The organism is Telmatobacter bradus (assembly GCF_048629425.1).
Lineage (GTDB): Bacteria > Acidobacteriota > Terriglobia > Terriglobales > Acidobacteriaceae > Telmatobacter > Telmatobacter bradus.
In genome coordinates, this window is sequence record NZ_CP184532.1 from 4,523,885 (window position 1) to 4,536,059 (window position 12,175).

The window sequence follows — 12,175 nt, forward strand, 5'->3', positions numbered from 1 at the left end:
CAAGCCTCCGAAGAGCGGCTTCCCGCCGCCTGTTCCGTTCGTTACGCATCTTCCGTTCTGCTTTCATCCCGCATCCGCTCCTGTGCACGCCATCAGAAGTTGTACTTGAAACCAAGCTCGACAATGCGCTGGCCCACCTTGTAGCTGGTGTAGCCAAAGCTCGTTCCCGTCGGGGCGGTCATTGACGCGTAGGCCTTGGAAAAGTCCGTGGCCGTACCCTGCTGCGTAAAGATCAGATCCAGTTCGTTCAGATTCTGATCGTTGAACGAGGTCAGGGGATGATTCAGGAAGTTGAAGGCCGAAAACTGGAACTGCATGTTCTGGCCATCGCGCACCTTGAAGTCCTTGTAGAGCGAGAGATCGGCCTTGAAGTACTTGGGCCCGCGCGTATCGGGTAGCGTCCACCAGCCCTGCGAACCCAGCGTGGGCAGAGCCAGGCAACTGCCGTTCACAAACTCGTGCGCCGTCACACCGCTCACCGTGGAGTTGTGCAAATTCAAGCGTGTATCGCAGGTAGCCACCGGTTGCAGCGTATAGTCGGGCGAACCCAGCACCGTCTGGCCATTGGCGGCCGTGGTGTAGGTCGTCGATCCCTCGGTCAGGCTCACTCCCGCGCTCATGTTGTAGTTTGTGCTGCCGTTCAACACCGCCAGGTCGGCTCCGCTCTGCAGCGAGGTAATGCCAGAAATCTCCCAGTCGTTGAGCACATGCCGTAGCAGCTTGGCACCACGGAAGCGTTCGCCCTCTTGCCAGGAAAAGGTCGCGTTGAGCACATGCGGACGATCAAAAGCCAGCAGGCCATAGTCATGATGCGGATTCACCGGATCGGCAATGTAGCCGCTGTCGTAGTTACCGCGCACGCCCATGGCCTTTGACCACGTGTAGTTGACGCCGAAGATGAACGCCCCCTTCTGCCGGTTCAACGAAACCTGCAGGGCGTTGTAGTTGGACCACAACGTATGATTGGCAACCATGATGTCGTCGTAGTTGGGGTAGGGGCGATAATCGTCGATGGTGGGAATGCTATAGGCCGGACTGGTGATGCCATAGCCCGATGCGCCCGCCGCCGGATCAGGACCAAAGACGCCTCCCAGCGGAATTACGTTCTGGTTCTGCAGATTGCCCAGCGTGGACAGATGATTGCTCTGGCTGCCCACATAGGCAACCTCAGCCGTCATGCCCCAGCGCAACTGCTGGTCCATAGTGAAGTTGTAGTTGTAGGTCAGCGGCATTTCGTCATCCTTCCGGTCCATGCCATAAACCTCAAAGGCCGCAACCGATCCGCTGCTGGTCGAATTAAAGGCGCCGCACCTCGTTGCCGCCTGCGTGGTAAATAGTTGCTTGTACGAGCAGCTATAAGTGCCCGTAGTCTTGTAAGTCTGCAGGCCAATAGCGCTGGTCAACGCGCCCGAAGCAACGCTGGTCGAGTCATGCGAGCGATACATGCCCCAGCCGCCGCGGAAGACGTTCCTGCCGTCTCCGAAAACATCCCAGGCCACACCAACACGGGGTGAAATAAAGACCGCCCGCGTGGGCGAACCCGCCACCGGAACTGCGGAATCCTTCTGGTGCCAGGTAAAGCCAGCCCACGTCTTCGGATCACTGGTGACGGTACTCAGGAATTGGTGCTCGGCCAGTCCCTGTCCCTTCGGATCCCACACCGCCATACCCACGCCATGCGCATCGCTCCACGGCGTCAGGTGCGAAAATCGTACGCCGTAGGTCAGCGTGATGCGGGAGTTCACCTTCCACTCGTCGGTCAGGTAGCCTTCCATCGTATAGAAGTACATATCCGAGGCCGGATCGACCGAACCGTTCTTGTTGTAGTCCTGCTGATAGCCGAGCGGGCAGCCGATCAGGAAGTTGCCCACCTCATTGCCCAGGAAGGTAGTGGTCAGGCTGCCCACCGTCGCGTTATCGGTCGGGCAAGTATCCCAGCGCATATAACTCAGAGTTCCATTCGCCTGACTGCCCAGCGCCAACTGGTTGTTTCCGGTCCGCTCCAGATAAGCACCAATCTTGGCCGTATGCGTGCGGTAGGTGTAGGTAAAGTTGTCCGCCACATTCCAGCTCACCTTGCGCAGGTACTGCGAGTTGGCAGGAACGTAGCCCATGGCCAGACTGGGAAGCCCCACGGTTTCATCGTTGACGAAGCGCGGAATCTGCGTCACGCCATTCTTCATGTAGCCGCCAGAGTAGCCGGCGCTGGCCCAGGCCGTGCCTGTATCCTGCACCGCAGAGCGATTGCCGAACTGCTCCGGCTCATTGAAGTACACACCCGAGGCGGTCAGTTCGTTGGTAGCCCGCGCGCTCAGCACCTTGGTCAGGTTCAGCGTCAGATACTGCGCCCCGGTATTCGAGTAATCCGAAGTCGGGAACGGCACCGTGTTGTTCGGATCGTAGTAGATGTTATTCAACGGCGATTCGTCGTTGACCTTTTCCCAGTTATAGGTTCCATACAGCTTCAGCGAGTCAGAAATGTTCTCATCCACGCGGGTGTGAAACTGGAACCCGTTGTGCGTCGAAGAAACGTTCTTTACATAGTTGATGCCGTCGGTCAGATAACCGGCTGTAGGCTTCGGAATGCGGTTGGGTTTTGGGTAAAAACGGGTGATGGCCGAAGCTCCGGAATCGATCGTATTCAGCACGCCACCGTTGACGGTGGCCCCGTTCTGATCGGTGCCGCTGCTCGGCGAGTAGCATAACCCGCCCACGTTGCTCAGGACGCTGGCCACGCTGTAGTCCAGTGCGCAGTCCGTGGCTAGCAGGGTTGGATCTACGTTGAGGGCCTTGGCAATCGAAGCAGAGCTCAGATCGCCGCCCAGCATGTTATGGATGTCGTAGGAAGAGTCCGTTCCGTCGGGAGGGACAAACGCCGTGGAGGTGTGTTCGAATTTGACCTGGCCGTAATATTCGTATCCAGCCCAGAAGACCAGGTGTTTGTTGTGATTGAAACGCGTTCCAGGGAAGAGAACCGGACCTCCTATGCTTGCGCCCGGATAGAAATACCGCGACTGAGCCCGCGCAATTCCGTAATAGTTAGAGATCCAGTCATTGGCGTTCAGGGCTGAGTTGCGAAAGACTGTGTGCAGGTCGCCATGATAGGCGCTGCCGCCGGACTTGCCCACGGCGTTGATCACGATGGGGCCCTTGGCCTGATCGGCACCAAAGGCCGAGGTCTCCACCTTGACCTCCTGTACCTGGCTCATATTCACATTCGAGATCTGGCCGCCCATATCGCCAGGGTCAATCACGTTGGCACCATCGGAGACCACGCTCACCAGCCCCTGCTGCGGAGCCGCGCCATTGGCGCCATACGAGCTCACCCGACTGTTGCCAAAACCCATCGTCTGATAGTCCGCTCCCTGATTCTGAATCTCGGAGCCGGCGTTGATCGTAAAGCCCGGCAGCGTGGAGATCAGCTCAGCCGTATCGCGGCCGGTTGTCGCCAATCGATTGATGTCGCCTGAAGTCAGCAGCGTGCTGTGCGCGCCCGAGGTCAGCTCCACACCAGCCACCTCGGCCGTCACCGTCGCCGACACCACCACCGAGGCCACCGCCAGATTGATCTTTGGAATCGCCAGCGCATCGCCCGGATGCACTTCGATTCCCGTCACCGTCCAGGTTTCAAAACTATCCCGCGAAACCTCCACCTTGTAGGTGCCCGGCTGCACAGCGGCAAACAGAAAGTATCCGGATCCGTTGCTCGACTGACTGCGTGTTGCCTGGCTCGCCTGATTCACCAGCACAACCTTGGCCTTGGGAATCACGGCTCCGGTTGTATCCCGAATAGTGCCCGAAATGGATGCCGTGTTCTGTGCTCCGGCCAACGCCACGCTCAGCAGAACCACCACGCAGCCCAGCAGCTTCAGAGCCTCAAGCCATGACCGCCGCATACGCAGGATCTCCCCGATCAAATTCGACAAAGTACGCCTCCCCCTCCAAGAGCCATTGCTTCCGGTCCGCTTGCTGAGCACTCATCTGGAAACCTTCGAATCTATTTCCACCGTGAGCACTTCCGGATCTCTGCGGACGGCAAAAGACCCCATGCTTTCTGGTTTCTGCCACCGCTCTACCGCCTGCGGAAGCACCGCAAAACGGTCATCCCCGGCAACGGGCCGAAACATATGCCCGGCTGGAAACGAGGTGGAAGGTTAATGTTGTACAGAATTGTTTACTGCCCGATGAGGCGCTACGTACCATGTACATTGCTGAGCCCATTCAAAATAATGTTTCTGTTACATAAGAAATTCTGGCGTTAATTCAAATTCTTGTGCAGCCTGTTTACCCAGGCTGCACTCTGGTTTTACTTCGCAGGTGGAATCAACAGATCGGTGATCGTATAAGCCGGAACCGTAATCGTAAATTTCTCTCCCAAACCATCCACCTCCGCCGGTACAAGTGCCGCGCCACTCTTCAACTGCGCCGCGCCGTAATCAAAACGCTTGCCCTTGGAACCCACCGCCGCACCGCTCAGTTCAATCGTCGCCGTAACCGCGCCCTTGGGATTTTCATTCACCAGCATCAGCCCGATCACACCATCCCGGCGGCGCACGGCATGCACAGCCAACTGCGATGCATTCGACGACGCCTCCACAAACTGATCCCCCGGATTGTGCGCCACGATGTGCAGCATCTCCATGCCCATGAAGGCCGGACCGTAGCTTTTGTTGTCGGCAGAGAGCATGGAGTCGCCATGCAGCTCGTACCAGCTCACGTTCTGCGCTCCGGTTTCGGCCAGCAAAGCGTAGCTGTCAGCCACCCACAGAGCCACCGCCACGGGATGTTCCTGATGCGGCCACGACGCCACGGCGGCAGGCTCAAAGGCGATCCTCGGCATGTGGCCGGCCGGGCAATCGGCCTTGTCTTCGCGGATGGATTCGTTCAGCACTCCGGCAATCGCACTGCGTGTATTCTGCAGCAAACTGGCCTCGTCGAGCGTCTTCCAGTCGGGCGGAAGCAAGGGACTCTGCTGCCAATCCAACGCTACAAAATCGATGGCGGCACAGGCAGTCTTCAGCGTTTTTTCGTTCCAGTCCACCGCCCACATCTTGGCGTTCCAGTCCGCATCCGCGCTGCTGCCCTCCACCACCGCCAAAGAAGCGCCCACCTTGATCGCCGGATCCACCGTCTTCATGGCACGGGTAAACTCCGCCACACGACTACCGTAAGCCGACGGGCTCAGCGCCGGATTCTTTTCGAGCTTGCCGTAGTCGTTCAGCTTGGTCGGCGCAGGCCCATGCAGATCCGCCGTGCCCACATGCTTGCCGCCATAAAAGCCGTTGTTGTACACATGGTCACCCACCTGCCAAAGCTCAATGCCAAAAGGGCGCAGATGCGCGATGCGCAAAAAGTTGAAGCCGTCATCGCTGGCCAGCGGAGCCTGACCGCGGATCGTCGCCCAAAAACCTATGGTGTGCCAATCGTCGCCATTCTTGTCACGCGGAACCGGTTTTGCATCGCTGGGATCGCCGTTGGCATAAGCCACCCACGCCGCCGCCTCACCCAGATCGCCGCCCCCCGTGCCATCCAGACTCGCCCCGTAATTCACCACGATCAGCGCCGAGCCAAAGCGATCCAGATTGCTCGCAAAGCGGCCAAAGTTGCTATCTGGATTGATGTACGGAGCTTCACCACCCACATACTTCGTCAACGTCCCCGTTGACCAGTGATAAAGATCGGGCACACCCAGCGTTCCCGGATAGCGCAGCGTGGTTGCGCCCGCCAGCCGCGTGTACGGCACAGCCGCCGACGAGAAGCTGCCCGCATCGAAAAGGATCGCCGGAAGCCCAAAGGAAACCGGCGTCAGCACGTTCACGCTTTTGTCCAGATGCACACTGACCCGCGCGTTCTGCGCATGGCTCACCATCGCACCAAGCAGAACTATCGCGCATACCCCTGCCAGAAACCACCGCCGCAAACGCCCGAAATAAATCATGGAGGACTCTCCTCGTTTGGTGCTACTGTTAATGCGATTTACGATCCTATTGCGTTGTCCTCGGAGCTACATACAACCATGCAAATTTTTCCGAAATTCTCGCATCTCTCTGCACATCTTTTCCTGCCCGCTAAATTGTTTTCCGCCGCCGTTCTGCTGATCCCCGCAGCCTTGCAGGCACAGCGCAGCGCCACCGTCACCGTGGACCTGCATCAGAGCTTGACCACCATCTCCGACGCCGCGTACGGCGTGGGCACTTCGGTCTACGACAATCACTTCGTCGAGCCTGACTTGCCTGCCAAGCTGAAGGCAGCTCACGTAAGCACACTGCGCTATCCCGGCGGATCGTACTCCGACATTTACCACTGGCGCAACCACTCGGCCACCCCTGGGCAAACAATCTACATCAATCCGAACGACACTTTCGACAACTTTATGAACAAGGATGTGCTTCCCTCGGGAGCGCAGGCCATGATCACCGTGAACTACGGGTCGAATCTGGATGGCACCGGCGGCGGCGATCCGCAGGAAGCTGCGGCCTGGGTGCGCTACGCCAACATCGAAAAGAAGTGGAACATTCGCTACTGGGAGATTGGCAACGAGGTAGGCGGCAACGGCTACTTTGGCAGCAACGGCTGGGAGCTGGACCTGCACTCCACCGAAACCGACAAGAATAAACGCGTGGGTCTTGCGGCGCTCTCGCAGACCGCGTACGGCCACAACGCGCTCGACTACATTGCCGCGATGAAGGCCGTCGATCCCACCATCAAGCTGGGCGTGGGCATTGAGGTGGAGGACGATCAAGGACTGACGCACAACGCACAACTGCTCAAGGTGGTCGGCACCAAGATCGACTTCCTGATCGAGCACTGGTACCCGCACGACAGCGCCTCGAATCTGGCCGTAACCGAGCAGATTCCGGGCCGCGTGCTGGCCCTGCGCGATCAGTTGGAAAAGATCGCCGGACCATCGGCACGCAATCTCCCGCTTGCCATTACCGAAACTAACGGCGGCGCACCTGGAGCGGCCCGCGCACTCTTTGCCACCGACACATTTCTTACCTGGTTTGAAAGTGGAGCCTTCTCCGTCGTCTGGCAGGAGCTGCATCCGGGCTTCTTTTCGGAAGGCGGCGATGCCCAGGTAGACACGCCCACCGAAGCCTACTACGGCCTGCAGTTGGCGGCGCTGGCCGCACGGCCCGGCGATACGCTGGTCAAAACCACATCGAGCGCACCCATGTTTGGAGCGCACGGCGTCCGGCGCAGCGACGGCAGCACCGCCGTTGTGCTCATCAACCGCCATCCCAATCAGAGCTACGCCGTCCACCTGCTTCTCCCCGATGCTCCCGCTCTGGCCTCAACCGCAAAACGCTACGACTTTGGCCGCGCCAACTTCCAGTACAACAGCCCCTGGGCAGCCTCCGGCATTCAGGAAAGCAGCGTAACCGCCGCAACCGATGGCTACACGATCGTCGTTCCCGCACTGAGCGAAACTGCCATCGTGATTCCTGCGGCAAAGCCGTAAAAAACAATCAACGCCTTCCGCGAAGTCCCCGGTCTACCACGCAAAAGGGCAGACCGGGGACTTCATTTCTATTGCAGCTTGACCCGCACCGTCTGTCCTGAATAGCTCACACTGCGCGCTGCGTCCTGCTCCGGCGCAAAGGCCGCTGCATGGCCAGGCGCAACCAGCACCACGCGGAAGGTGCGCTGCTCCAGCATGCCGTCAAAGCTGCCGCTGCGGCTGCCTATCGTCAGCTCACCCGTACGCTCGTTCCAGCGCAGAGGAATCGTTGCAAACGCGCCTTTTTCGTAGCCGTAGTTGGTGCCCTGATCCTCGTAGAGCGTGAACGCGCCATCGGCTCCGGCGTACACATACAGCGTGATGGGATCGGCCGGCTTCTCGCCCACATACTGCACCGATGGGCCGTAAGGTAGAATCGCCCCCGCTGGCACAAAAACCGGAATGCGGTCATAGGGCGCATCGGCCGTAATGTTGCCCACAGCCACCGTTTTTCCGGTCCAGTAGTCGTACCATCTGCGGCCCTCGGGCAGATACACCGGCCGTGAGCGCTGCTTGTAACTGGTTACGGGAGCCACCAATAGCGACGGGCCAAACATGAACTCATCGGCCACGGCACGCGCCACACGGTCGTTGGCAAAATCCATCACCAGCGGACGCAGCATGGTAAAGTCGCCTTGCGTCGTCCAGCCTGCCAGCGAGTAAATGTAGGGCTGCAGCGCATAGCGCAGGCGGTCAAACTTCAACTCGGCATTGTAGGCAGCGGAATCCTCCCCGAGCGTCCACATCTCCCGCGGGCGCAGCTCGCCATGCACACGCAAGAGCGGTGTAAAGGTGGAGAACTCGAACCAGCGCGCATTCAGCTCTCGCCACTCCTCTTCATGCGCTGACTTCTGCGGCTCATAGGCAAACTTCTGCTGCATGGTATAGCCGCCCGTGTCCATCGTCCAGTAGGGCAGACCGGAGATGCTCGCACCCAACCCCGCCGCAATCTGCTTTTCCATCGCCGTCCACGTTGAGGTAACATCGCCTGACCAGATGGCCGTGGAATAACGCTGGCTGCCGGCAAAACCCGAGCGCGTCAGAATGAAAACACGCTGGTCGGGTGCCGTCTGCCGCTGCCCTTCGTAGACGCCACGGCTGTTTTCGAGCGCGTAGCCATTCAGCATGCGTGCGCCCGTCCCTTGATAGACCGGGGTCATGTGGCTGCGCTGCCCGTCGAGCGTGGGCGGCGAAGGCAGCAGATCCGGCTCCGTGCCATCCATCCACCACGCATCGATTCCCTTCGCAAACAACCGCGCATTCACCTGCGACCAGAAGAGCGTGCGCGCCCCAGGGTTGAAGGCGTCATAAAAGGTGTAGGTCTGATGCACCCAGTCCTGCACCTTCTCCTGCAAATCCGGCGTGTACAGGTAACCATGCGCGGCCATTGCCTGACCATTGTCGGTACTTGGATAAAACTTGCCCCACACCGAAAGCATCAGGTGGGAGTGCTCCGCGTGAATCGCCTTCACCCAGCCGTCAGGATCGGGAAAGCGCGTGGCGTCGAACTGATGCGATCCCCAGGCGTCAGGCCGCCAGTAGAGCCAGTCCTGCACGATGTTATCGAAGGGAATCTGCCGCCGCCGAAACTCGCGCACCACGTCCAGCGACTGCTGCGCGGTCTCGTAGCGCTGCCGCGACTGCCACAGTCCGAAGGCCCAGTTGGGCAGCATCGTCGCCTTGCCCGTCAGCTGGCGATAGCCGCCAATCACGCCATCCATGCTGGGGCCATAGACAAAGTAATAGTCGGTACCGTCGCCCACCTCCGACCACAGCGCGGTATTGCCGTCCGGCGCGGGCGTCTTCCACGTGAACTCGAAGATGTTCTGCTGCTCAGGATCGTTCTCCATGCGGATCGGATACGCATGGCCCGCCTCCATGTGCACCCGCACCTGATCCTCCGAGGCCAGCCAGTTCTGCCGCCAGTGGTTCATCACCAACTTCCCGTCAAACCAGACCTGAATGCCGCCATTCGAGTAGGCCCGGAACTGGTAATCGCCGGTGACTGGAGCCACCAGCGAACCACTCCAGCACTGCCGGTGCAAGCGCCAGGATCCGGCCGCCGTCTCGGGATGGTCGGTCTGCGCCTGATTCAGCTGCAGATGCAGCGCCAGCTCGCTGCTCTTCACCGGAGCAGCAGATTCATCCAGCGCGCTCACCGTCAGCCCACCCGGCTCTCCGGCATCGTCCCGCAGGTTGGCTGCGGGAATCGGCGCAAAGGACCGCCGGTCGCCAAAGTGCGTGTACGAGGTGTTGTCCCACAGGATTCCATAGCCCCTGGACGAAACCAGAAACGGCACCGCCACGTTGGTATTGTGCTGCCACAGATCCAGATCGTAACCCTTGAGGTCGAGCACGCCCAGTTGCGTCTGGCCTAGCCCGTAAAGCGACTCGTCGGGCTGCGCCAGCCACTTCTGCCCCACGTGAAAGCTGGCCTCACCCTGCACCGTGGCCGCTTCCAGCAACCGGCTCTGCGGCACCTCGGCCAACAGCTTGCGTCCGTCGCGGGTGGCAAAGCTCACCGCCCCACTGGCCCGGTCCACACGCACCAGCAACTTGTCCGTGGTCAGCTCGAAGCTCTCGGCAAGCGTGCGCACGTTGAAGGGCACAGTTGCCACTGGCTGCTCCACCCGGTCGATGCTCCTCCGCCGGAAGAACTCCGCCGAGCGGGAGAACGCCACCCGCACAACACTGTCGGAAACCGGCTGCAGATAGAGCTGGCCCGCGGGAAACGTCACCGTGACCGAATCAGCCTCGCGGTGCAGAGTCCCGGGCATTGCTCCAGCAAGGCACTGAAAGGTGCCCAGCCCGAAAACCACACTTGCTAAAAACAGATCCCGTCCAAGAGAAAAAAACAACCGATGCAGTTGCTTCATCGTACCTTTCGTCCGCTTTGCCGCCTTTGACGGCCACCTCGCCACCCTAAGCGCAGCCCTGCTTCGGGCAGAAGGTTAATCTTGTACGAACACGTACGCAGACCCGTTTTTTTGTTACTTCTACCTCCCCGCGGCTGGTACGTGATTGATACAAAACCCGTTGCCTCCTCGCAGACACAATCCGCCGCACACCTCTTGTGGTTCCTGTTTCCAGCGGGTATGATTCTGTGCGAACAAGAGGAAGGCTGCGCAGAAATGATGGAAACTGGCGCTGCGCGGACGCCCGTTGAGGCCGAAGCGGAAAAAACGGAGTTCGAAAATGTATTGGAAGCTCTCGTGCGCTCTCCGCGCTTGGAGAAGCTGCTCCGACATGTGGGCGAGAAGTACTTTGCCCACCAGCTCGACGACCTGAACGAGTACAATATCGCCACCGAGGTCTTCGACCGCTCCAAATCCACCTTCAACGCAGGCGAAGACGCCATTGCGCGCGTCGAGGCTCATCGCTTGCGCAAGCGGCTCAAGGAATACTACGAGGGCCCCGGCAAGGATCATCTGCTCCAGATCTCGCTGCCCTCCGGCTCCTATGCGCCCCTGTTCACGCGTCGCAGTGCTGCCTCTGCACCCGTAGCCGTATCTTCTGCGCCACTGGAAAGAATGCCCGCCGCGCTGCCGGAAGCAGAGTTCGAGCGCCCCGCGACGGCCCCTTTGCTGAAGAACTGGTGGCTCCGGTTTGCCGCTCTGGCCGTGGCCGCAGGACTGGTACTTGTAGCGCTCTTTGCTATCCTCCATCCGCGCCACACCGACACTCCCGCCGACGCCAGTCTTGCGGCCCAGAGCTCCAGCACACCCGCAGCAGCGACTGCTGCCCCCCTCCGCATTCTGGCCGGCTACAGCGGCGCACCACAGATCGACAGCTCCGGCTCAACCTGGCTCGCGGACCGCTATTTTTCCGGCGGAGAAACCCGTGGGGGCGCGGCAGGAAACTTCGTCGCCCGCACCAGCGACCAGCTTCTCTTCCAGAACTCGCGCGGTGGTGACTTCAGTTACGCCATTCCCCTGCCCCCCGGCGTCTATGAACTGCATCTCTACTTTGTAACTTCAGAGCCCTCCAGCGAGGACTACGCCACCTTCGGCGTTTATCTGAACGGCAATCCGCTGCTGCAGGGCTTTGACGTGAACACCGACGCCCAGGGCAACAACATTGCCGACGAACGCATCTTCCGCGCTGTTTCTCCCAGCAAAGACGGTCTGCTGCATCTGACCTTTGCCGCCGAGCGCGGCGCGCCCAGCCTGAGCGCCCTGGAAATTCTGCCCGGAATTGCCCACGCCACGCTGCCCGCGCGCCTGATCACCCAGCAAACACCCTTTACCGACCACAGCGGCCAGCTCTGGCGGCCCGACAACTACTACATGAACGGCCGCATGGCCATGCAGCACCATCCCACCACCGGCACTGCCGACCCCGATCTCTTCGCTGGCGAACGCTACGGGCACTTCAGCTACGCCATTCCCGCCGATCCCCGCGACCGCTACACGCTGGTGCTGCACTTTGCCGAGTTTTACTTTGGACCGGCTGGCCGAGGCGGCGTCGGAAGCCGCCAGTTCCGGGTGCTCTGCAACGGCAATACGCTCGTTGATAACCTCGACATCTTCAAGGAAGCCGGCAGCCTGCACGTCCTGACCAAGAGCTTCAATCACCTGCGGCCCACGGCCCAGGGCAAGCTGAATCTGACCTTCGAGCCGGTCCTGAACAACGCCACCGTCTCCGGCATCGAGGTTCTGGACGAGGGACGCTGAC

General features: G+C 60.1%; 5 protein-coding genes. 2 read left to right on the plus strand and 3 right to left on the minus strand.

What is annotated here, in order from left to right:
• Positions 1 to 92: 92 nt before the first annotated feature.
• Positions 93 to 3,896: a carboxypeptidase regulatory-like domain-containing protein gene (locus ACOBR2_RS18790; protein ID WP_420237621.1), complete on the minus strand. Its 3,804-nt coding sequence runs from the start codon at positions 3,894 to 3,896 to the stop codon at positions 93 to 95.
• A gap of 410 nt (positions 3,897 to 4,306) precedes the next feature.
• Positions 4,307 to 5,938, minus strand: a complete 1,632-nt coding sequence (locus tag ACOBR2_RS18795) for a hypothetical protein (protein WP_420237622.1) — start codon at positions 5,936 to 5,938, stop codon at positions 4,307 to 4,309.
• Positions 5,939 to 6,016: 78 nt separating this feature from the next.
• On the opposite strand from ACOBR2_RS18795, the gene ACOBR2_RS18800 reads away from it, so the two are divergent.
• Positions 6,017 to 7,462, plus strand: a complete 1,446-nt coding sequence (locus ACOBR2_RS18800) for a hypothetical protein (RefSeq protein WP_420237623.1) — start codon at positions 6,017 to 6,019, stop codon at positions 7,460 to 7,462.
• Positions 7,463 to 7,530: 68 nt separating this feature from the next.
• On the opposite strand, the gene ACOBR2_RS18805 is transcribed toward ACOBR2_RS18800, so the two are convergent.
• Entirely contained in the window at positions 7,531 to 10,278 is a 2,748-nt protein-coding gene (locus ACOBR2_RS18805) for a TIM-barrel domain-containing protein (RefSeq protein WP_420237624.1), read from the minus strand.
• Positions 10,279 to 10,632: 354 nt separating this feature from the next.
• Between ACOBR2_RS18805 and ACOBR2_RS18810 the strand changes: the two genes are divergently transcribed.
• Positions 10,633 to 12,174: a malectin domain-containing carbohydrate-binding protein gene (locus tag ACOBR2_RS18810; protein WP_420237625.1), complete on the plus strand. Its 1,542-nt coding sequence runs from the start codon at positions 10,633 to 10,635 to the stop codon at positions 12,172 to 12,174.
• Position 12,175 lies beyond the last annotated feature (1 nt).

Coding starts and splice junctions, on each gene's coding strand:
- ACOBR2_RS18800 (WP_420237623.1), top strand. CDS start 6,017: ATGCAAATTTTTCCGAAATTCTCGCATCTCTCTGCACATCTTTTCCTG.
- ACOBR2_RS18805 (WP_420237624.1), bottom strand. CDS start 10,278: ATGCCCGGGACTCTGCACCGCGAGGCTGATTCGGTCACGGTGACGTTT.
- ACOBR2_RS18790 (WP_420237621.1), bottom strand. CDS start 3,896: ATGCGGCGGTCATGGCTTGAGGCTCTGAAGCTGCTGGGCTGCGTGGTG.
- ACOBR2_RS18795 (WP_420237622.1), bottom strand. CDS start 5,938: ATGATTTATTTCGGGCGTTTGCGGCGGTGGTTTCTGGCAGGGGTATGC.
- ACOBR2_RS18810 (WP_420237625.1), top strand. CDS start 10,633: ATGATGGAAACTGGCGCTGCGCGGACGCCCGTTGAGGCCGAAGCGGAA.